At 65.3% G+C, this 21,606-nt stretch carries 21 protein-coding genes and 1 tRNA gene; 12 read left to right on the forward strand and 10 right to left on the reverse strand.

The genetic code is table 11. From position 1 onward, the window contains the following. The 9 genes from SMA01S_RS10255 to SMA01S_RS10295 all read left to right on the forward strand — a co-directional run bounded on the left by SMA01S_RS10255 (position 1) and on the right by SMA01S_RS10295 (position 8,667). Positions 1-288 carry a VirB3 family type IV secretion system protein gene (locus SMA01S_RS10255; RefSeq protein ID WP_066821144.1) on the forward strand — a complete coding sequence of 96 codons (288 nt, stop codon included), beginning with the start codon at positions 1-3 and terminating at the stop codon, positions 286-288. After that, positions 267-2,639: a VirB4 family type IV secretion/conjugal transfer ATPase gene (locus tag SMA01S_RS10260; RefSeq protein WP_066821147.1), complete on the forward strand. Its 2,373-nt coding sequence runs from the start codon at positions 267-269 to the stop codon at positions 2,637-2,639. Before SMA01S_RS10255 ends, SMA01S_RS10260 begins: the two co-directional genes overlap by 22 nt. Further along, positions 2,639-3,907 carry a type IV secretion system protein gene (locus SMA01S_RS10265; RefSeq protein ID WP_066821150.1) on the forward strand — a complete coding sequence of 423 codons (1,269 nt, stop codon included), beginning with the start codon at positions 2,639-2,641 and terminating at the stop codon, positions 3,905-3,907. Before SMA01S_RS10260 ends, SMA01S_RS10265 begins: the two co-directional genes overlap by 1 nt. Continuing rightward, the gene (locus SMA01S_RS10270) at positions 3,904-4,725 is read left to right on the forward strand and encodes a VirB8 family type IV secretion system protein (RefSeq protein WP_066821153.1); all 822 of its coding nucleotides are present in this window, start codon (positions 3,904-3,906) and stop codon (positions 4,723-4,725) included. Before SMA01S_RS10265 ends, SMA01S_RS10270 begins: the two co-directional genes overlap by 4 nt. 17 nt (positions 4,726-4,742) lie before the next feature. Continuing rightward, positions 4,743-5,408 (forward strand): TrbG/VirB9 family P-type conjugative transfer protein, encoded by a 666-nt coding sequence (locus SMA01S_RS10275; protein ID WP_066821156.1) that lies wholly within the window; start codon positions 4,743-4,745, stop codon positions 5,406-5,408. Continuing rightward, a complete protein-coding gene (locus SMA01S_RS24170) occupies positions 5,408-6,520 on the forward strand; it encodes a TraB/TrbI/VirB10 family type IV secretion system protein (RefSeq protein ID WP_066821159.1) in 1,113 nt (370 codons plus the stop codon). The genes SMA01S_RS10275 and SMA01S_RS24170 overlap by 1 nt, the downstream gene beginning before the upstream one ends. A 50-nt stretch (positions 6,521-6,570) precedes the next feature. After that, positions 6,571-7,500: a P-type DNA transfer ATPase VirB11 gene (gene virB11, locus SMA01S_RS10285; protein WP_066821170.1), complete on the forward strand. Its 930-nt coding sequence runs from the start codon at positions 6,571-6,573 to the stop codon at positions 7,498-7,500. A gap of 66 nt (positions 7,501-7,566) precedes the next feature. After that, the gene (locus SMA01S_RS10290; protein WP_066821172.1) at positions 7,567-7,887 is read left to right on the forward strand and encodes a hypothetical protein; all 321 of its coding nucleotides are present in this window, start codon (positions 7,567-7,569) and stop codon (positions 7,885-7,887) included. Positions 7,888-8,217: 330 nt separating this feature from the next. Next, on the forward strand, positions 8,218-8,667 hold the full coding sequence (locus SMA01S_RS10295) for a dienelactone hydrolase family protein (RefSeq protein ID WP_066821174.1): 450 nt from the start codon (positions 8,218-8,220) through the stop codon (positions 8,665-8,667). A 426-nt stretch (positions 8,668-9,093) separates the two neighbouring features. Here SMA01S_RS10295 and SMA01S_RS10300 read toward each other — a convergent pair. Then, positions 9,094-9,168: transfer RNA gene (locus tag SMA01S_RS10300), tRNA-Gly, on the reverse strand. A 172-nt stretch (positions 9,169-9,340) separates the two neighbouring features. Here SMA01S_RS10300 and SMA01S_RS10305 point away from each other — a divergent pair. Together SMA01S_RS10305 and SMA01S_RS10310 are read left to right on the forward strand one after the other, a co-directional pair. Next, a complete protein-coding gene (locus tag SMA01S_RS10305; protein WP_066821178.1) occupies positions 9,341-10,237 on the forward strand; it encodes a tetratricopeptide repeat protein in 897 nt (298 codons plus the stop codon). Positions 10,238-10,250: 13 nt separating this feature from the next. Then, on the forward strand, positions 10,251-10,865 hold the full coding sequence (locus SMA01S_RS10310) for an LON peptidase substrate-binding domain-containing protein (protein ID WP_066821181.1): 615 nt from the start codon (positions 10,251-10,253) through the stop codon (positions 10,863-10,865). Positions 10,866-11,302: 437 nt separating this feature from the next. Here the strand turns inward: SMA01S_RS10310 and SMA01S_RS10320 are convergent, their stop codons facing one another. Continuing rightward, positions 11,303-12,280 carry an agmatine deiminase family protein gene (locus SMA01S_RS10320; protein ID WP_066821187.1) on the reverse strand — a complete coding sequence of 326 codons (978 nt, stop codon included), beginning with the start codon at positions 12,278-12,280 and terminating at the stop codon, positions 11,303-11,305. Then, the gene (locus SMA01S_RS10325) at positions 12,277-13,920 is read right to left on the reverse strand and encodes a M28 family metallopeptidase (protein ID WP_066821190.1); all 1,644 of its coding nucleotides are present in this window, start codon (positions 13,918-13,920) and stop codon (positions 12,277-12,279) included. Before SMA01S_RS10325 ends, SMA01S_RS10320 begins: the two co-directional genes overlap by 4 nt. 219 nt (positions 13,921-14,139) lie before the next feature. On the opposite strand from SMA01S_RS10325, the gene SMA01S_RS10330 reads away from it, so the two are divergent. After that, positions 14,140-16,131, forward strand: coding sequence for an alpha/beta hydrolase family protein (locus SMA01S_RS10330; protein ID WP_066821193.1), 1,992 nt, complete (start codon positions 14,140-14,142; stop codon positions 16,129-16,131). Between the two features lie 11 nt (positions 16,132-16,142). Here the strand turns inward: SMA01S_RS10330 and SMA01S_RS10335 are convergent, their stop codons facing one another. The 7 genes from SMA01S_RS10335 to SMA01S_RS10365 all read right to left on the reverse strand — a co-directional run bounded on the left by SMA01S_RS10335 (position 16,143) and on the right by SMA01S_RS10365 (position 21,534). Further along, positions 16,143-17,189: a class I SAM-dependent methyltransferase gene (locus SMA01S_RS10335; RefSeq protein ID WP_066821196.1), complete on the reverse strand. Its 1,047-nt coding sequence runs from the start codon at positions 17,187-17,189 to the stop codon at positions 16,143-16,145. 190 nt (positions 17,190-17,379) lie between these two features. Beyond that, positions 17,380-17,994 carry a 30S ribosomal protein S4 gene (rpsD, locus tag SMA01S_RS10340; protein WP_066821199.1) on the reverse strand — a complete coding sequence of 205 codons (615 nt, stop codon included), beginning with the start codon at positions 17,992-17,994 and terminating at the stop codon, positions 17,380-17,382. A gap of 185 nt (positions 17,995-18,179) precedes the next feature. Beyond that, positions 18,180-18,455, reverse strand: coding sequence for a hypothetical protein (locus tag SMA01S_RS10345; RefSeq protein ID WP_066821202.1), 276 nt, complete (start codon positions 18,453-18,455; stop codon positions 18,180-18,182). 112 nt (positions 18,456-18,567) lie between these two features. Then, entirely contained in the window at positions 18,568-18,858 is a 291-nt protein-coding gene (locus tag SMA01S_RS10350) for a hypothetical protein (RefSeq protein ID WP_066821205.1), read from the reverse strand. Positions 18,859-18,936: 78 nt separating this feature from the next. Beyond that, positions 18,937-19,671, reverse strand: coding sequence for an RNA methyltransferase (locus SMA01S_RS10355; protein ID WP_281179181.1), 735 nt, complete (start codon positions 19,669-19,671; stop codon positions 18,937-18,939). Next, positions 19,664-20,275 (reverse strand): class I SAM-dependent methyltransferase, encoded by a 612-nt coding sequence (locus SMA01S_RS10360; protein ID WP_066821211.1) that lies wholly within the window; start codon positions 20,273-20,275, stop codon positions 19,664-19,666. Before SMA01S_RS10360 ends, SMA01S_RS10355 begins: the two co-directional genes overlap by 8 nt. 23 nt (positions 20,276-20,298) lie before the next feature. Beyond that, positions 20,299-21,534 carry a BtaA family protein gene (locus tag SMA01S_RS10365; protein ID WP_066821214.1) on the reverse strand — a complete coding sequence of 412 codons (1,236 nt, stop codon included), beginning with the start codon at positions 21,532-21,534 and terminating at the stop codon, positions 20,299-20,301. Positions 21,535-21,606: the final 72 nt, after the last annotated feature.

Genomic DNA, 21,606 nt, shown 5'->3' on the forward strand with positions numbered 1-21,606 from the left:
ATGGCCGAGGGGCTCGATCGCGATCCCTTGTTCGTCGCGTTGACGCGGCCGCAGATGTTTGCGGGCGTGACCTATAGCTATTTCGTCGTCAACGGCGTGGTCGCGACCGAATTGTTCCTGATCTTCCATTCGATCTGGGTGCTGGCAGCCGCCGCGCTCATCCATGTCGTCGGCATGATCCTGTGCGTGCGCGAGCCGCGCTTTTTCGACTTGTGGCTGGCCAAGGTCAGCCGCTGTCCGCGCGTGCGCAATTATTCGATCTGGCGATGCAACTCCTACCGCCCCTGACCAACGACCGGCGAGCCGTCGCGCGCGAGAAAGCGGCCGGGGCGCATCTGCCTTATGCGCGGCACGTCGACGATCACACGATCGAGACGCGCGACGGCTTGCTGATGCAGGTCATCCAGCTGCGCGGCCTGTTGTTCGAGACCGCCGACAGCGACGAGATCAATTACAGGAAGTCGCTGCGCGACGCGATGCTGCAGGCGATCGGATCGTCGCGCTTCGCGGTCTATCATCACGTCATCAGGCGTGAGGCCGATGCCGAGATGTCGGACAAGTTTCCCGACGATTTCTCGACCCGGCTGGATGCGGCATGGCGCGCGCGGCTTTCGGCGCGGCGGCTCTACGTCAACGACATCTTCCTGACCCTTGTGCGGCGCCCGATGCAGGGTCGTGTCGGCGTAGCCGACCGTATCCGCGGCTGGTTCGGCAGCACCGGGGTCGATCCCGACATCACCCGCAGCCACGAAGTGCACCAGCTCGACACCGCACGCGACGCGTTGCTCGCGCAGCTCGGCAGCTACGATCCGCGCCTGCTGTCGGTCTACGAGACCAAGGCGGGCTTCTGCTCCGAACCGCTCGAATTCCTGTCGGCGCTGTACAATGCCGAGATGCGTCCGGTGCTGATGCCGATGCAGGACGTCGGCGCCTATCTGCCCTATCGCCGGATCAGTTTCGGCGAGGAGACGATCGAATTGGGCCCGGCGGGCAATACCGGGCGCAGCTTCGTCGGCATGGTGTCGATCAAGGATTATCCCGCGCAGACGGCGCCGGGGATGCTCGACGAATTGCTGCGGCTGCCGTTCGAGATCACGGTGTCGCAGTCGTTCGGCTTCGTCGACCGCCAGGCAGCGCTCGGCAAGATGAACCTGGCGCTCAGGCGGATGCGCTCGGCCGAGGACGAGGCAGTCAGCCTGCGCGCCGAATTGTCGAACGCCAAGGACGATGTCGCCGCGGGCCGCGCCGGGTTCGGCGAGCACCACATGACCGTCGCGGTGCACGGCGATACGATCGAGGAGGTCAATGCCGGCGTCGCCGAAGTGCAGGCCTCGATGTCCGACCTGGGGATCATCGCGGTGCGCGAGGAGATCGCGCTCGAGCCCGCTTTCTGGGCGCAGTTCCCCGGCAATTTCAAATATATCGCGCGGCGCGGCCTGATCTCGACCGGCAATTTCGCCGGCTTCGCGTCGAGTCATAATTTCGCTTTGGGCAAGCCCGAGGCCAATCATTGGGGCCAGGCGGTCAGCCTGCTCGAGACGACCGCGGCCGGCCCCTATTATTTCAATTTCCACCAGGGCGACCTGGGCAATTTCACCGTCATCGGCCCATCGGGCTCGGGCAAGACGGTGGTGGTCAATTTCCTGCTGGCCCAGGCGCGCAAATTCCATCCGCGGATCATCTTCTTCGACAAGGATCGCGGGGCGGAGCTGTTCATCCGGGCGATCGGGGGGCGCTACGACGTGCTGCGTCCCGACATGGCGGCGGGGCTCAACCCGTTGCAGCTCGAGGACAGCCCGGCCAACCGCCAGTTCCTGATCGATTGGGTCGCGCAACTGGCGGGCGGCGCCGATATCGACGAGACCGCGCGGATCAAGGACGCGATCGACGCCAATTTCGACCAGCCGGTCGAACATCGCCGGCTGCGTCACCTCGCCGAACTGTTCCGCGGCGGCTCGCGCCCGACCGCCGCCGATCTCTATTCGCGCCTCAGGCCATGGTGGGGCGAGGGCGAGCGTGCCTGGCTGTTCGACAATGAGCGCGACCTGACCGACCTGTCGGCCGACTCGGTCGGGTTCGACATGACCCAGATCCTCGACGATCCCGCGGTGCGGACGCCGGCGATGATGTACCTGTTCCACCGCGTCGAGGAGCGGCTCGACGGATCGGCGGCGATCATCGTCGTCGACGAGGGATGGAAAGCGCTCGACGACGAGGTGTTCGTGCGTCGCATCAAGGATTGGGAAAAGACGATCCGTAAAAGGAACGGCATCGTCGGGTTCGCGACGCAAAGCGCGCAGGACGCGCTCGAAAGCCGCATCGCCTCGGCGATCATCGAGCAGGCCGCGACGCAGATCTTCATGACCAATCCCAAGGCACGCGCGTCCGATTATATCGACGGCTTCGGGCTGACCCCGCACGAATATGAGATCGTCCGGACCCTGCCCGACGACGCGCATTGCTTCCTGATCAAGCACGGCACCGAAAGCGTCGTGGTGCGGCTCAACCTGACCGGCGAGCGCGACATCCTGACCATCCTGTCGGGACGCGAACGCACCGTGCGCCTGCTCGACGAGATCCGCGCCGAAAAAGGCGACGATCCCGCCGACTGGATCCCGCAGCTCCTGGAGCGCGCGTGATGCAGGTGGCGTGCCCAGCGATCAACGATTCGCAATTCTTGTCGAGCGTGCTCGGCCATATCGATTGCCAGGCGCAGACATTGGGGGCGGCCGGATACCAGGCGATGTCCGCGGGCGGGTCGGCGTCGTCGCTGATCCTGGGCGGTGTCCTGACGGTATTCATCGCGCTGTTCGGCTATCGCCTGATCCTGGGCGACACGCCCGATGCGCGCACCGCCATCCTCACCGTGATCAAGCTCGGCGTGGTGCTGCTCCTGGCGACAAGCTGGCCGGCGTTCCGCACGCTCGCTTATGATGTTGCCCTGAAGGGGCCGGCCGAACTCGCCGGCGCGGTCGGCGGCGCGTCGGGCCTGCCGGGTGCCGGCGGCGGACTGGTCGCGCGGTTGCAGGGCGTGGACGACGAGATCGCCGAACTCAACGTCATCGGCACCGGGCGGCCGCCCAATACCGATTTGGTCGCGGGGCCGACCACGCAGCCCCAGACGCCCGAGCAACAGGCGCAGGAGCGCCGCCGGCTGCAGGGGCTTGCCAGTCATGCACGCTGGGATCCGGCGCGCGACCTGTCGCTGCTGGGCAGCGCGCGGACCTTGTTCCTGGCAGGCACGATCGCCGCCTTCGCCAGCGTCCGGCTGATCGCCGGGCTGTTGCTCGCGCTCGGGCCGCTATTCGCGATCTTCCTGTTGTTCGAGGGCACGCGCGGGCTGTTCGAGGGCTGGGTGCGCGGACTGGCCGGCGCGGCACTGGGCGCGCTTGGCACCGCGATCGTGCTGGGGGTCGAGCTCGCCTTGCTCGAACCCTGGATGGCCGCGGTGATGGAGCTGCGCCACCAGGAGATCGCGACACCCGCGGTGCCGGTCGAATTGCTCGCGCTGTCGCTGATCTTCGCGGTGACGTTGCTCGCGGTGCTGGTCGCGGTCGCACGCGTGGCGCAGGGATTCAGGATTCCGTCGGGCTGGAAGCAGGCTGGCGAGCGGGTCGCCACTGGCTTTGCCGACCGCGTCCCGGTGCTCGCCGGCGCACGCAATGAAGGCATTATCACCGACCAGCGATCGCGCGCGATCGCGATCGCCGATGCGGTGACCGCGACCCAGCGGCGCGAGAGCCATGCCAGCCAGCCGCCCGCGGCCTCGCTGGGACGGCCGGGGGTCAATCCGACCAACACGCGAGAAATCGCCGTTGCGGCTGCCGTGCCGCTCGGCCAGAGTTTCAGGAGGCGGACGCGGGGGCGCGTGTCGGCCGGAGCAACACGGCGGGATAGCAACAGATGAAACAGGCCGCGCGCGAATCGCTCGACGCTTATTATCGCGAGGCGGACAGTTGGGCTGACGACCGCCAGGATATGCTGCGCGCGTCGCGCCGCACCGCGTGGATCGTCGCCGGCGTGGCGGTGGTCGTCGCCTTGTTCGAGGCGATCGCGATCATCGTGATGATGCCTCTCAAGACCGTCGTCCCGTACACGCTGTTGGTCGACAAGCAGACCGGCTATGTCCAGGAATTGAAGCCGCTCGACGCCGAGAAGATCGCGCCCGATACGGCGCTGACCCAGTCGTTCCTGGTGCAATATGTCATCGCGCGCGAGAGCTACGATGCGGGCACGGTGCAGGCCAATTACCGCAAGGTGCAGACTTGGTCGGCCGAGGTCGCCAAGGCCGATTACGTCAACGGCATGCAGGCGGCCAATCCGGCAAGTCCGCTCAGCCGCTATCCAAGGTCGGTCGTCGACACGCGGGTCAAGAGCATCACCTCCATGGGTACCAACCAGGCGCTGGTGCGGTTCGACACTATTCGCCGCGATCCGGGCGGCCAGAGCCAGCCGGCCGAATCCTGGGTCGCGGTGATCAAATACCGTTTCTCGACTGGGCCGATGCGGGCGGAGGATCGCTTCGTCAATCCGCTCGGATTCCAGGTGTTCGGCTATAATCGCAGTCAGGAAAATCTCACGCCCCAGCCGGCACCTGCCGCCAGCACGGCACCGCCGGCGGCATCGAGCCAGCCGCAAGTATTTGCCCCCGATGCGCCGGCGACATCCGGTCAGTCCAGCACGTCGCCCTCGCGCCGGCCCAACGGCGTCGAGGTCACGCTTTGAGGTTGCTTGCCCCTTTGATGCTGGCGATCGCGCTTGCCGCCGTTCCGGTGCAGGCGCAGGTCCGCCCGCAGCCCGGCGCTGGCGATCCGCGCATTCAGACGGTGATGTACGATGCCGACCAAGTCGTCTCGCTGCAGGTGCCGAGCGGGTACGAGCTGACGGTCGAATTCGCCCCCGACGAACGGATCGAAAATGTCGCGGTCGGCGATAGCGGCGCGTGGCAGGTCACCCCCAACAAGCGCGGCGACCGCCTTTTCCTCAAGCCGCTGCAAGGCGTCACCACCAACATGACCGTGGTGACCGACGCGCGCAGTTACGTATTCGAACTGTCGCCGGGCAGCGCCGGCAGCGCGCCGTTCATGGTCCGCTTTCGCTATCCGCCGCCGCCCGCCCCCGCCAATACCGGACCCGCGCCGGTCGAGCCCGGCCGCTATAAGCTCGCCGGATCGGACGACGTGCGCCCCGACGCGATTTCCGATGACGGGTCCAAGACCTTCATCCTGTGGCGTGACAGCCAGACCTTGCCCGCTGTGTTCGTGATCGACCGCGACGGCAAGGAGACGCTGGCCGACGGCGCGATGCGCGACGGGCGCTATGTGCTCGACAGCATCAACAACAAACTCGTGTTTCGGCTGGACAAGAAGATGGCGCGCGCGACCCGCGTGCCGCAGGTGGCGCGCTGATGGCGGTGGCGGGAACCGATCCGCGCGCCAGCCTGCCGCCGCCGGCCGATGTCGAGCCGAGCGCGCGCCCGGTCGTCGCGCGGCCCAGCGGCGGGCTGCCCAATTGGGTGATCGCGGCGGGCGTCGTCGTGGCGGGGCTGATCCTGTTCCTGATCCTTGACGCGCGGCGGCGTCAGCTGTCGGCGCCGGCGACGCGGGTGCGCACCGCCGACTTGCGCAACGACGCCGAACCGCCCCCGCTCTACGTCCCGCCTGTGCCCGAGCCGGCGCCGATGGTGATCCCGCCGCCACCACCGCCACCGCCCCCTCCGCCCCCGCCGCCACAGCCGCGGGTGGTCTACGTCCCGGCGCCGCCGCCGCCCCAGCCGGTGGCGCCGCCGGCGCCGCCCCCGCGCACCTCGGCCGATCCGGTGCTCGTCCTCGACACCACGACGGGAGAGGCGATCGTTCCGACCGGACCAGCTGGAGAAGGCGGCGCGGGCGCCGTCGCGACAGCCAATCCCGGCAGCGGCGGCGGCTCGCTCGGCGGCCGATCGCGCGCCTCGCTGCTGCGCAACCGCGCGACCACGGTGCCGCAGGGAACGCTGATCCCCGCGGTGCTGGAAACCGCGCTCGATTCGACCCGGCCCGGCCCGGCGCGCGCGCTGGTGACGCGCGACGTCCGCGGATTCGACGGCAGCAAGGTGTTGATCCCGCGCGGCAGCCGGTTGATCGGCGAGTATAAGGCCGACCTCGAGCCCGGGCAGAATCGCGCGCTGGTGATCTGGCAGCGCCTGGTCCGCCCCGACGGCGCAACGATCGAGCTCGCCTCGCCCTCGGCCGATCCGCTCGGCCGCGTCGGCATCAAGGGCAAGGTCAATACCCATTTCCTCCAGCGCTTCGGCAATGCGCTGCTGCAGACGTCGCTCAGCATCGGGACCGGGCTGGCTGCCGGCCTCGGCAGCAACAATAATGTCGCGGTGGTCGCTCTACCCGGCGCGACCGGGACGGCGGCATCGTCGCTGGTCGGCAACCAGGACATCAAGCCCACCTTGCGCGTCAAGCAAGGCGTGTCGGTTAGCGTGTTCGTCGCCAAGGACCTGGATTTCACCGCCGTGGAGACCAAGCGATAGCCGCCAGCGATCCCATCTATCTGAAGAGCTATCTCGCCCCGTTGGGCGGGATGCTGGCGCGCGACGACGTCACCGACATCTACGTCAACCGGCCGGGCGAGATCTGGGTCGAGACCTTGGGCGGCGCGACCGAGCGGCACGAGGCACCGGCGCTCGACCGCGCAACGCTCGACCGGCTGTCGCGCCAGATCGCGGCGCTGTCGCATCAAGGCATCAGTCGTGAGCACCCCTTGCTGTCGGCGACCTTGCCCGACGGTGCGCGCGTCCAGGTCGTGGCACCCCCGGCGACGCGTGGCGACCTGGCGCTGGCGATTCGCAAGCACGTCTCGCCCGATCTCAGCCTGTCGGATTATGTCGCGGCGGGATCGTTCGCGGAGACCAGGCGCGGCGATGTCGGTGAACGCTCGCCGATCGACGTGGAATTGTCGCGGTTGTTGGACGCCGGTGATGTCGCGGGGATGCTTGCCACCGCGGTGAAGGCGCGCAAGAACATCCTGGTGTCGGGGGGCACCTCGACCGGCAAGACGACGTTCCTCAACGCGTTGATTCGCGAGATTCCGCCGCACGAGCGGCTGATCCTGATCGAGGACACGCCCGAACTCCATCTCGGTCACGCGAATGCGGTGGGCCTGCTCGCCGCGCGCAGCGCATTGGGCGAGGCGCAGGTCATTGCCGACAGCCTGCTCGCCGCGTCTTTGCGCATGCGCCCGGATCGGATCATCGTCGGCGAGTTGCGCGGACCCGAAGCCTATACCTTCCTGCGGGCGGTCAATACCGGGCATCCCGGATCGATGACCACGGTTCATGCCGACAGCGCCGAGCGGGCGATCGAGCAGATCGCCTTGCTGGTGCTGCAGACCGGCACCCGGCTGGGGCGCGAGGACGTGCATCATTATGTCCGCAGCACGGTCGACGTCTTCGTCCAGCTGGCGCGGACCGGCGGCCGCCGCCATGTCGCCGAGGTCGTGCTGGCGAGGTAGGCGGACATTTTGATTGGGCCTAGGCTGCGGCGCGTGAGATTTGGTTTGGCACTCTGCTCGTTCGCCATGGCGACGGCCTTCCCGCCAGTCGTTGGCGCCGCTCGCGACTCGGTCATCAGAGCCGACGATCTCGTCGTCTTCGGACGAGTCAAAGGCCTGAACTACGAGTCGCTCGACGAATTTTCCATGGATGCCCAGATCACCGCGCGGTTGACGGTTACGCGAGTGGTGCGCGGGCACCCGCCATCCTCGGTGCTGACGATCAAATACATCGCGCACACGGACTACGCCCAGGATCGCACCTTTCGTTTCCACTTGCGGCGGTCGCGGAAGGGAGTTTGGCTTGCGTGCAGCGACGACGGGGGACGCGGCTACGTTTGTCGATGAACAGACAACGCTTTCCGCCGCTTCAGCCATTCCTTCGATAGGGTTGCAGCCCAGCTCCGGGCGGCGGCAATCGGATGTCGGAGCGCATTGCGCCGAGACCTTTTCCAAAGACAATCAACATGTTGGGTGGATCTAAGGCATTTGTTTCGCCGTATTGACACGTTGGTTGGCGAGCTGTCGTGTAGCGTAATTGTCCGTCGACGGCACACTTACTGCTGCCCGATGCCCAATAACTGGGAAAAGTCGCCATTCGCGAAGCATTCATATCGGTTGTATTGGCGTCGAGGGCAGATTAGCGTATCGGTAAATAGGACATTAGGGGGTTTCGACATGGGCGTTTCGCACACCAATTCGGTCAGCCGTCGCGGCGTGATGAGCCGGATGGCCGTCGCCGCTGCCGCGGGGATGGTGGCACCGGCCTTGACCCCGGTGGCGCATGCCGCCGGGTCGAATGACGGGCTGAAGACATTCAAGGGCCGCTACGCGCTGCGCGGCGGCCGCATCATCGACGGTTATTTCGTTGCACCGCGCAACGCCTCCAACCTCGACGTGGTGGTGGTGCTGCATGGCGAGAACGGTTTCGATGCCGGCGCGCGTGCGCTGGCGCATGACCATGCCCGCGCGGGCAAGCTGGCGATCGTGCCCGATTTGCCGGCCACTTATACTGGCATCGCCGCGCTCGCGGGTCGCGAGGCGCACGTCGCCGACATCAAGACCCTGCGCGACGCGTTCGGCCGCCATCTGCGCGGCAACGGCAAGGTCGAGTTCGTCTCCGCCTGATTGATCGAGCGTAGCTAGGAAAAAACCGCCGGACGCGTTTCGGCGGCTTTTTTCGTGTCAGCGCAGCGTGTGTAGAGGCAGGGTGCTGAAAAACGTGGGTTCCGACGCGGCAAAGCCGCGTCGTCGGTCATGGCTACGCCATGCCGGCCGGTTCGCTGCGATTTCGCAGATTAGCTGCCGCTAATTTGCGGTAGCGAACTGGAGCGGGCGAAGGGATTCGAACATGCGCGTAGCCCGGCAGGGCGGAGCGCCAACAAAAGACTCGAGGATTCCGGCGTGGCGAAACCAGTTGCGGGGCCGGCAACGCCCCCGGCATTGCCTAAGAGATGCGGGGCATCTCTTACCCCGCAACTCGTCGGTCGCCGCAAGCGGCGCCGGCCGAAGTTTCGCCGATCACGATTTAGCGCAGCTAAATCGCTGCGAAACTGGAGCGGGCGAAGGGATTCGAACCCTCGACCCCAACCTTGGCAAGGTTGTGCTCTACCCCTGAGCTACGCCCGCTCTGGCGCCGGCCCGTGAAGCCACGGGCGGGTAAGGAGCGGGGCCATTAGCAGCGCTCCCGCGGGTCTGCAACCCCCCGATGCAGCGCGATCAAAAAGCCTTGGCTTCGCAGGCGCCGCGCCCACATAAGGGCCTTTGCCGCTGACGGAGAAGAGACTTGGCTACGCTTGGAATGACCCCGGACCAGAAGGAAGCCGTCGAAGCGTTCCGCCGGGACGTGGTCGAACCCTCGATGAGCAAGCTGGTGATCATCGACTTCTGGGCCGAATGGTGTGGGCCGTGCAAGGCGCTGACCCCGGTGCTGGAGAAGGTCGCCGCCGATTACGCCGACAAGGGCGTGGTGCTGGCCAAGGTCGATACCGACAAGAACCAGTTCATCGCCGCGCAATTCCAGATCAAGTCGATCCCGACCGTCTATGCGATGTTCCAGGGTCAGTTGATCGCCGACCTGACGAGCGCGCGGACCGAATCGCAGCTCAAGGCGATGCTCGACCAGGTGCTTCGCCAATTGCCGGTCGAGAGCGCCGAGGCGCAGCAGGAGGCCGAGATCGAGCCATTGGTCGCCGCCGCCGAGCAGATATTGCAGGACGGCGATGCGGAGCGCGCTCTGTCCTATTTCGAGCAGATCGCCGATATTGCGGCCGACCATCCCGAAGTGGTGTCGGGCCGCGTCCGCGCGCTGGTCGCGCTGGGCCGGCTGGACGATGCTGAGGCGGTGCTCGCCGGCTTGCCCGAAGACGCTGCCAAGGGAGCGGAGATCGATCGCGCCCGCGCCGCGCTGGATCTCGCGCGCTCGGCGCCGCCCGCCGAGGACTTGGCGCCGCTGGTGGCTGCAGCGGAGGCCGATCCCGACAACCTTCAGGCGCGATTCGACTTGGCCAATGCGCAGATGGCCGCGGGGCAACGCGATGCCGCCGCCGATTCGTTCCTGGCGATCGTCGCCAAGGACCGCGCCTGGAATGATGGCGCCGCACGCACGCAATTCCTGAAGCTGCTCGAGGTCGTCGGGCTGGAGGATCCCTGGGTGTCGGCGCAACGCCGTCGGCTGTCGGCGATTTTGTTCACATGATTGGCCTGTTCACGTGACGACGACGCGGCTCTCGATCTTCCCACTGGCGGGAGCGTTGTTGTTTCCGCGGATGCATCTGCCGCTGCACATCTTCGAGCCGCGCTATTGCGCGATGGTGTCGGACGCGATGGCGCGCGACCGCCGCATCGGGATGATCCAGCCGCGCGGTGACGGCGAGCCTCCGCCGCTGTTCGACTTGGGTTGCGTCGGCCGCATCGCCGAAGTCGAAGCGCTCGACGACGGCCGCTACAATATCGTGCTCGAGGGAACGGCGCTGTTCCGCGTCGCGCGCGAGTTGGAGGTGACGACGCCCTTCCGTCAAATCGAGGCCGAGTTGATCCCGCTGCCGCACGAATCCGAGACATTGTCCTTGGGGCATCGAGCGGCGCTGGAAACCGAATCGCGGCGGTTCGCCGACGCGCAGGGCTATGCGGTCGACTGGGACTCGGTGGCGCGGCTCGACGACGAGGCGTTGGTCAATGGCATCGCACAGATCGCACCGTTCGACGCCGCAGCGAAACAGGCATTGCTCGAGGCCCCCGACCTGGCGGCGCGGTCCGAACTGATCGTCCAGCTGATGCAATTCTTCGGTCGTCACGACGGCGAGGACCGGGTGACGCTGCAATAGAATGGTCCAACCGGACCCCTCTGCCTGGCACGCGTGCCGTCCTTGCGCCTCCGCGATGGACCGAGCGATGGACCTAAAAGCCTAGCGCGTGGAGCAGGTGGGGCCGTTGCCGATCTTGTAGCTCACAAAGATGTTCGTGCGAGCATTTTCCCGATCGATTGCGACAGTCAGGAATTTGGGCTCCGCGACGAATGTCACATCTCGAAAATCGGTAAACTTCGCCTTGGTATCGCCTAACAGCGGACCCCCGCCCGCGTCGCCTCGGAACGATAGAAAGCGACGACACTTGCGATCGGGTCATTGGTGGACAACCGATAACGGACGTAACACCCCTTCCGTTCGGGCGCGGCGACGATCCGTGCGGGCGTATAGGGCGCTCCGAAACCGGTAGCGGGCAAGACGAGGAGCGCGGCGACGACAAGGGACATCGCCTGATCTCAAACCGGAATCTGCTGCGAGATACAGTGGAAGCTGCCGCCGCCGGTCAGGATGTGATCGGCGCGCAGGCCGACGGTCTTGCGCCCCGGGAACAGCGCGCCGATCGCCGCGACCGCAGCGTCGTCATTCTCGGTCCCGTAGATCGGCACCACCACACTGGCATTGCCGATATAGAAGTTCATGTAGCTGGCCGGGATGATCTCGTCGTCGCGCAGCACGCGGCCGGGGGACGGCACCGGCACCACCTCGATATCGCCATGCTGAAGCGCGCGCGCAGTGGCGCGTTGATAGACTTGCCAATTGGGGTCGTTCTCGCTCGCTTCGGGAATCGCCAGCCGCCGCGTGCCGACGAAGCGCGCCAGATTGTCGACATGCCCGTCGGTATGATCGTTGAGCAATCCATCGCCGAGCCACAGCACCTCGTTGAAGCCGAGGTCGCGATGGAGCAATTCCTCGATCTCGGCCCGCGACATCGACCCGTTGCGATTGCGATTGAGCAGGCACTGCTCGGTGGTCACCACCAGCCCCTCGCCATCGCCGTCGATCGCGCCGCCTTCGAGCACCCAATTGAAGCTCGCGACCGTCTTGCCGCGCGCCTCGGCTAGCCGCGTGCCGATATCGTCGTCGCCGGGCAGATCATATTTACCGCCCCAGCCGTTGAACTGGAAATCGGCCGCTATGCCGTCGCCGCGGATGATCGGCCCGGTGTCGCGTAACCAGATGTCGCCGAATGGCTGGACGACAATCTTGGCGATATCGCTGGCGCGGCGACGCGCGGCGGTAGCGGCTTCTTCGTCGGCGACGACCAGCAGCACCTGTTCGCCCTTGCCGTCGGCATGAACGGCGCGCGCGAAGGCGGTTACCTCGTCACGCGCGGGTTCGAGATCGAGTTCCCACAATTCGGGGTGGCTCGGAAATCCGATCCACACAGCCTTGTGCGGCGCCCATTCGGGCCGTGGAGGGGCAATCCTGGTCATTGGACGGCACGCCCCCCGGCACGGGATCGGTCGCGGATCGCACGGAATTCTGCGGTCTTGTACCAATTCGGCCAGGCCGACGTATCGGCCAGCTGGCGCCCGAGTTGGTAATAAAGCGTCAGATCCCGCACCGCGCCCGCCCAGTTCCAATTGGGGTCATATTCGTCCTGCGGCTTGTGATAGCGGTTCTCGATATAGTCGAGCGTCGCGGCATGGCCCTTGGCGACGCCGCCATCGACCAAATCCTCGCCCGAACCGCCGTCGAACATCGGCACGCCCAATTTGGCGAAGCTGAAATGGTCCGAGCGGAAATAGCCACCACGTTCGGGATTGGGCTCGGGCTTCATCACCCGACCTTGAGCCTCCACCAGCGGCTTCATCAGATCCTCGAGTTCGGACTTGCCGTAACCGGTAACGACGAAATCCTTGGCCGGCCCATTCACGTTCAAGACGTCCATGTTGACCCCGCCGACCGTCTTGGCGAGCGGGAAGATCGGGTGTTCGGCATAATATTTGGACCCGAGCAGCCCCGATTCCTCGGCAGTGACCGACAGGAACACCATCGTCCGCTTGGCCGGCCCAGCCTTGGCCTGAGCTTCCGCCAGCGCGATCAGTCCGGCCGAACCCGAGGCGTTGTCGAGCGCGCCGTTGCAGATGCCGTCGTCCTTGACCGGGGTGCAGTGGCCGAGATGGTCCCAATGCGCCGAATAGACCATTGTCTCGTCGGGCCTCTCGGTCCCCGGCAGGATGCCGATGACGTTCTTCGACGCCTGGCGCTTGATACTATTGGTGAACGCGACCGAGAATTTGATCCCGAGCGGGACGGCCTTGAAGCCCTTGACCTTGGCGGCGGCCTGGAGCTGGTCGAAATCCTTGCCCGCGCTGGCGAAGACTTGCTTCGCCTTGGCGAGCTGCATCCAGCCGATCGCCTGGCTCTGGTCCATATGATCGCCCTTTTCGTCGAGCTCGAGCTGCGCGCCCGACCAGCTCGACCGCACCACGCCCCAGCCGTAGGCGGCAGGGTCGGTATCGTGGACGATGATGACGGCGGCGGCGCCTTGGCGCGCGGCCTCTTCGTATTTGTAGGTCCAGCGGCCGTAATAGGTCATTGCCTTGCCTTCGAAGAGGCCCTGATTGTTCGGGGCCTGCCAGTCGGGGTCGTTGACCAGCACGACCACGGTCTTGCCCTTCGCATTGATGCCGGCATAATCGTTCCAGCCCTTTTCGGGGGCGTTGATGCCATAACCGACGAAGACGACGTCCGAATTGCGGATGTCGACCTTCGGCGTCACGCGATACGTCGAGACCACCATATCGTCGCGATAGACCAGGCTGACCGGCGCCTTGCCGCCGGTGAAGGTCATCGGCGTCATGTTCTCGGCGGTCAGCTGGACCATCGGCACGTCCTGGAACCAGCTGCCGTTATTGCCGGGCTTCAGCCCCGCCGCCTTCATCCGCTCGACCATATAGGCGACGGTCCTGTCCTCGGCGGGCGTGGTCGGCGCGCGTCCCTCGAACGCATCGGAGGACAGCGTTTTGGTGACGTCCTTGAGCGTATCGACCGAAATGGCGGGCGCGCTCGACTGGGCAAATGCGGGTGCCGCGGCCAGCACGGCAAGGGACAGGACGAGACGGCGCATCGGCGACCTTTCGGTTGGAATGGGCCGCTGTCTGGCAGCGGCCCGCGAAGGGCGCAAGCCGGACATGTCGCCGAAGGTCGGAGAGCAAAGGCTCGATGTAGCGCGTTCGGCGGAACTAATTGGTTCAAGATGGGGCAAAAGACTGACGCCTATCGCTCCTTCCCTTGCGAAGTCGGGCGTCGCGGTTATTCATCGCCACATCAAGTATTTGGGGGCCTTATGCATAAATTGAGCGTGGCGGCGACATTGGGCCTGATGTCCCTCGCAGTGGCGGCGGCGGCGCAGGATGCACCCGTCAAGCCTGCCAACGATCTGGCCGCCGCGTTCGGCGCGCGTGAAGCCGTGCGGCAGATCAGCCTGTCGCCGGACGGCACCAAGGTGGCGATCATCCAGCCCACCAAAGGCCGGGGCTCAGCGCTGATGATCGGCGACCTGGTCAAGGGAGGCGAGCTGAAGGCCATCGCCAACTCGTCCGGGAATCCGGACAAGCTGGCCGATTGCCATTGGTCGACCGACACGCGGCTGATCTGTCGCATTCTGATCACCACCAACATCGACGGCGATCGATTGGGCTTTTCCCGGATCATCGCGGTCGATTCGGACGGCAAGAACCTCAAGCTGCTGAGCGCGCGGACCACTGACCGCTCGCTGGGGCTGATGCAGAATGGTGGCTCGCTGATCGATTGGGGCGCCGGGGGTAACGGATCAGCGTTGATGACGCGGCTGTTCGTTCCGGAATCGTCGACCGGCACGCATATCGCCGAGAGCCAGGAAGGGCTGGGGGTCGAGTTGATCGATACGGCGTCACTGTCGCGCAAGCAGGTTGAGCCGGCGCGCGAGGGCGCGGTCGACTATATCAGTGACGGTCGGGGGAACGTCCGGGTGATGGGCGTTCAGCCGAAAACCGGCTCGGGATATGATTCGGGCAAGATCATCTATTCCTATCGGACCGCCGACAGCCGCGCGTGGAAGCCGCTGACGACAGTGACGATCGTCGCCGGCCAAAGCATTGGCTTCCTGCCATATGCCGTCGATCCCGCACTCAATGTGGCCTATGGATTCGAAAATCAGGATGGGCGCACCGCGCTCTACAGCATCGCACTCGACGGTAGCTTGGCGAAGAAGCCAATTCTATCGCGGCCGGACGTCGATATCGACGATCTGATCGAAGTGGGTCGGCAGAATCGCGTGGTCGGCGCCACTTATGTCACCGATCGTCGCGAGGCCGAGTTCTTCGATCCGGCGCTAAAGACGTTGCGCACCGCGCTGGGCAAGGCGTTGCCGGGCAAGATCGTCACTTTCATCGATGCCAGCGCCGACGAGAGCAAATTGTTGCTGTTCGCTTACAGCGATCTCGACCCTGGATGCTATTACGTGTTCGACAAGAAGACGCGCTCGATGGCGCAAGTTCTGCCGTCGCGGCCTGATCTTGAGGGCTTCAAGCTGGCGACGGTGAAGTCGGTCACCTATCAGGCAGCGGACGGCGCCAGCATTCCCGCCTATCTGACTCTACCGGCGGGCAGCGACGGCAAGAACTTGCCCGCAATCGTGATGCCGCATGGCGGCCCTGGCGCGCGCGACGAATGGGGGTTCGACTGGCTCGCTCAATATTTCGCGGCGCGCGGTTATGCGGTGATCCAGCCCAATTTCCGCGGATCGACTGGTTATGGCGACGCCTGGTACGAGAAGAACGGGTTCCAGTCGTGGCGGACGTCGATCGGCGACGTCAACGACGCCGGGCGCTGGCTGGCGAAATCGGGTATCGCCGATCCCCGGAAACTGGCGATCGTCGGCTGGTCCTATGGCGGCTATGCTGCGTTGCAATCGTCGGTGCTCGACCCCGATCTGTTCAAGGCGATCGTCGCGATCGCACCGGTCACCGACCTCGATGCGTTGCGCAATGAGTCACGCAACTTCACCAATTTCCTGCAGGTGGACGCCCTGATCGGCCACGGTCCGTGGGTTACCGAGGGATCGCCAGCGCGAAACGCGGGCAAGATCAAGGCGCCGGTGCTGCTGTTCCACGGCGACATCGACACCAATGTCGGGATCGGCGAGTCGCGATTGATGGCCGGCAAGATCAAGAGCGCGGGCGGCAAGGTCGAATTCGTCGAGTTCAAGGGGCTCGACCATCAGCTCGACGACGATACGGCGCGCACGACGATGCTTGGCAAGGCCGATGCTTTCCTGCGCAGCGCGATGGGGTTGTAGGGCCGGGGAGATCAGGCGCGCCGCGCGCTGATCAGCAGTTGCGCCGACACCAGTCGCGCGGTCACCTCGATCGCTTCGCCCGCGACGGTCTCGATCGGTTCGGACAGCGGATGGATCGGCGCACCCCAATGCGACCGCGACTCGTCGAACGGGCTGTTTTCGAACATGACGTCTGCGCCGAAATCGACCCGCAGCCACTGCGCTACGCCGTGGATCACGCCGCCATCGGAGATCAGCACTGCAGTCTCTTGAGTCGGCCCGAACGTGGGTGCCTCAAAGTCCATGGCGAGCAGGCTGGTGGGCGGCGACCGTCGGGTGGCTCCATCGCTGCGCACGCGCAACACGGCCGGAGAGGGGGCGGCAAGCAGGTTGAAGGGCGACATGTCGAAACCTTCCACCATGCCGAGCGGCCATTCCGCGGGGTGGTCCAGCGCGACGAGCGCGCACCGCAATTCGGCGCGCGGTGGCAGGATCGGCGCGTCGGGCCGGATCAGCCGCCCGCGTGCATCGGCCATGACCTGGACGATGTCATCGCCAAACAGCGCGTCGTCGAACAATTCGGACATCAGCAGGTCGGCGGGCTCCGCCATATCCTGCCCGATTTCCAACTCGGTCGAATATTTGGAAATGACGGTGATGCGATCGGCCAGGCCATTGCGTTGCGCGATCTCGCGTGCCGCCGCCGCGATCACCGGATTGGCTTCGCAGGTGATGACCTGCGCGCCGGCGCGGGCGGCGAGCAACGACAGCAGCCCGGCCCCCGTACCAATCTCCAATACCCGCATTCCCGGGGTCACCAGCCGGGCGATCGCCTGGGAATAACAAGCGTTGCGGGGGGCGTCGCGCAGCATTGGCGCATGCCAATGCGGTACGCCCGCGGAGAGCGCCGCGCGGACCAGGTCGCGCACGTCGGTATTGCCGGGCGCCGCCGCCACCGCGGCCAGGCCGAGCGCATAAGCATCGCCGGCCAGCCCCTTCGTCTTGAGCGTCTGGCACAACATCGCCATCGCGAGCGGCTCGTCCGCGACATTCGGGTATCGTTGCAGGATATCGATCACATTTCCCCAGTGCCGGCGAGGTTCGTCCGTTTCGCGATGCCAGCAGGTGTCGGTCGTGCTCTCAACCTCACGGCGGAGCTTCAGGCGTCTTTAGAATGTTTATCCGTCAACGCAAAAGGGCGGCCCCATAGGGACCGCCCTTTCGTATATCGACGATGTCGTCCGGATCAGCTCACGCCGATCCGTGTCATCAGCGCGAATAGAACTCGACCACCAGGTTCGGTTCCATCTTCACCGGATAGGGCACTTCGTCCAGAGTCGGCACGCGGGTGAAGGTCACCTTGGCATTGCCGTCCGGCGAGACGTAATCGGGGATGTCGCGCTCGGCGAGCTGCTGCGCTTCCATCACCAGCGCCATGTCCTTGGCCTTGCTGCCCAGCGTGATCTCGTCACCGACGAAACAGCGGCGCGACGCGATGTTGCACTTCACGCCGTTGACGCGGATGTGACCATGGCTGACCAGCTGGCGGGCGGCGAAGATCGTCGGGGCGAACTTGGCGCGATAGACGATCATGTCGAGGCGCTGTTCGAGCAGGCCGATCAGGTTCTGCGAGGTATCGCCCTTCATCCGGGCGGCCTCCTGGTAGCAATGCCGGAACTGCTTCTCGGTGACGTCGCCGTAATAGCCCTTGAGCTTCTGCTTGGCGCGCAGCTGGATGCCGAAGTCCGACATCTTGCCCTTGCGGCGCTGGCCGTGCTGGCCGGGGCCATATTCGCGCTTGTTCACCGGGGACTTGGGACGACCCCAGATGTTCTCGCCCATCCGGCGGTCGAGCTTGTGCTTGGCGCTGGAGCGCTTCGACATAAATATTCCTTTGCAATTGCCAACAACGACGCCGCCCGAAGGCGGCGCTAATTCCGGTCATCGCTCTGCTGAGATCAGGAGATCGGCAGGGCCACCGCTTCACCGGAAGTGCGGGGCCGTTTGCGAAGGGCGCGCCTCTCGCAGAGGCGTCCGCCAGAGTCAAGCCTTGGCACCCGGCCCCGGCTTTACTGCCGGACCGCCTGGCCGTTATTCTGGAGCGTCTGCGAGCGCTGCATGGCGTCGTTGGCGAGGCGCGAATTGTCTGAATCGATCCGGTTCCAGTCTGCCTTGGTATGGCACGTCACGTGGCCACCCAGGATCGACCCGGTGGCCGGGCCGTCGCGACGGCAGATCTTCTTTTCCTTGACGGGTGCCGGCACTGCTGCGTCGGTGGCGGTCTGAGCGATCGCAGGCGCAACGAACAACATGGCGGGTACAAACGCCATCATCTTGAAATGCATCAGTAACTCCCTGTTTGGATTGCTTATCCGACTATCGTGCCCATCACCAGCCCGGCGAAGCGCCCGGATCCAGCGCGCCTTCATCGTTCGACGGGCAGGTGGCGACGAATTGTCAGTGCGCGTCCGACGCACCGCTGCCTGAGGTGATACCGTCTCCCGAACGCACACCGGGCATGGGAGCCCGTTCGGCGTTGGGATCGACGCCGGTACCGTCGATTTTCGCCCATTCGTCCTTGGTGTGGCAAGAGCTGCGCATCATGTGAGAACCGGGAAACGGTTCCAGCGGTCGGCAGATCTTCTTTTCCTTTTTCGGCTTGGGCGCCGGAGCCGTATCGCCGGTTTGGGCGAAGGCGGGAATGGTCAGCACCGCAAGCCCCGCAGCTGCCATCATCTTGAAACGCATGTATAACTCCGAAGTGAGAGAGGCTTTACTTGGCGCGGAGCTGTATCGATTCCGTCGCGCCGAAGAAAGTCAAAAACGTCAGCTTCGCTGACGCGGATTGGCAAGTGCCGACAACACGCCGCGCAATGTCCGGATTTCCTGGCTTGACCAGCCGGGCTTGGTCAAAAGCGTGCGCAGAGTCCGCTTCGTCGTCGGCACGCGGTCGGGTGGGAAATAGAAGCCGGCACCTTCCAGCATCGCGTCGAGCTGGCCGATCATGCCGTCGAGTTCTTCCTGCGGCGCGGGCAGTGGGAGGTCAGTATCGGTAGGCTGCGCGAGCGCCACGCCCTTCGACCATTCATAGGCGACCAGGATCACCGCCTGGGCGAGGTTGAGGCTGCCGAATTCGGGATTGATCGGCACGGTGACGATCGTACGGGCGACCGCGACGTCGTCGGTTTCGAGGCCTGAGCGTTCGGGCCCGAACAGGATCGCCGAACGGCCGGGCTGGCCATGGAGTTCACGCGCCGCGGCCTCGGGAGTCATCACCGGCTTGGTGACGCCGCGCTTGCGGACGGTGGTTGCATAAACGTGCGGGCAATCGGCGACGGCGTCAGCCACGCTGTCGAACACCTGTGCGCGTTCGAGCACCACGTCCGCGCCCGAGGCGGCGGGCCCCGCTTGCGGATTGGGCCAGCCGTCGCGCGGTGCCACCAAGCGCATCTCGGTCAGTCCGAAATTGAGCATGGCGCGCGCGGCCTTGCCGATATTCTCACCAAGCTGGGGACGGACGAGGACGATGATCGGCTGATGAAGGTCAGTAAGCTCAGTCACGAGTAAGGCGCGCGCTCCAGGCATAGCCACGATAGAGCGCGCGGTGTTGCGCGTTCAGCCCGACCTTGTCCACCACCTCGAACAGGTCGGCCCGCGGGGTGACGTCGAACTTGCCGAGCCAGGCGAACAGCATCGCGCGGAACCAGCGCGGCAGGCGCTCCTGCTGGCCGAAGTCGACGATGTCGAGCCGTCCGCCAGGCGCAAGCTTGCTCGCCGCCTCGCGAATCGCACCGGTCCAGTCGGGGATCATCGACAAGGTATAGGATTGGAACACACGGTCGAACTCGGCGCGACCGAACATGGCCTTCGCGTCGAACGCGGTGGCATCGCCCTGGGCGAAGGTGATGCGATCGCTCAACCCCGCCTTGGCGACATTGGCGCGCGCTGTCTCGAGCATCGCTTCGGAGATATCGACGCCATAATAATGCGCATCGGGCCAGCGCCGCGCGGCGACGATCAGGTTGCGCCCGGTGCCGCATCCCGCCTCGAGCACGCTGCCGCCCGGCGGTGGCGCGAGGCCCTCGATCAGCGCGTCGCGTCCCAGCAGGTAATATTTGCGGGTCAGGTCGTAAAAGTGACGCTGGCTGCGATAGATCGCGTCCATCTGCGCCGCATGCGGCTGCTCGCTCAGGCGGCGTCCCCCAGCGCGTAGAGATGCACGCCACCGTAGATCGAGGAGCGATCGCGCCGCGTATAATCGAGCGATTCCTCGGCGCGATAGGTCCAGCGGCCGAGCACCGCGTCGGGAACGCGGCCAGGCAGGATGGTCGGCTCGCCCGCGGTGCGGAACAACACGCGCGATCCTGGCCGCGCCGTGCGCGTGATTTCGGTCCAGAGGTCGGTCAATTGCTCGTCGGTCATCCAGTCCTGCGCGTCGAGCAGGATGTAGCGATCGAGCGAAGCGTCGGGCTGGCGTTTGAGGAACTCGGTATAGTTGGAATGGAGGATTTCCATCCGGTCGAGCCGGTCGACGACGTCAGTGTAGTTGTCAGCCTGGAGATAAGGCGGCAGCGGCGCCTCGGGCCCCTCGCCATAGCCTCGTCCGAACGCCTGCCAGGCGAAATAATTGTCCTTGAGGTCGAAGTCGCAGGCGAGCTTTTCGAGCCGCTCGCGCAGCACGGTCGCCATCTTGGCGTCGCCGGCCAGCGCTTCGTATTGCGCGGGCGGGATGCCGAGCCCGAACAAGGACGCCGGCTGGTCGGTCAGCCAGCGCACGAACGCCTTGTCGAAGAACGGCGCATATTCGCGATCGAAAATCTCGCGCTGTTCCTCGATCGTATTGGCCTTGAGGATCGCCTTGGGATCGAGCCCGTGGAGCCGCGCCAGCATATGCGCCGCGCCGATGAAGCCGCCGAGCAGACCGCGCTTGTAGAGGCCCTTGGCGAAACCGCCGATCCGCCTGCGGCCGATCAGGTCGCGGCTTTCCCAATAATGCCGCGTCGGCTCGTCGAGATGCGGGCGGATATAGGTCTTGTATGCCGCGATGTTCGCCTTGGTGTTCGCTTCGGCGAAGAAGCGGTGGAAGGCGTCGTAGTCGGGCAGATAGCGCGCCGCCGCGAGCTTCAATTTGTTGAGCGCGATATGCGCGGTGTTGAGATCGACCGCGGTGATCCGGCGCGGATTGGCGGTCAGATAGCTGAGCGCGTTGCATCCGCCCGAGGCGATCGTCACGACGTGATTGTCAGGCTGGATCGCCAGCGCTTCCATGTCGACCGAAGGGTCTTCCCAGATCTGGGCATAGACCAGGCCGCGGAACGCGAAGGTGAAGGCGCGTTCGAGGATGCCTTGCTTGGTCAGATGGTCGTGGCGGTGGACCGCATCCTGGACGGCGCGGTTCTTTTGCGGTGCGAGTGCTGTGGCCATGGGGCAGTGTCCTAGCGGTGCGCGGCGCTTACTCCGCGCGACCGCCTTGCGCTAGGCCAATCCGGTGACGTT

This window comes from Sphingomonas mali NBRC 15500 (genome assembly GCF_001598415.1).
In the GTDB taxonomy this organism is placed as follows: Bacteria; Pseudomonadota; Alphaproteobacteria; order Sphingomonadales; family Sphingomonadaceae; genus Sphingomonas; species Sphingomonas mali.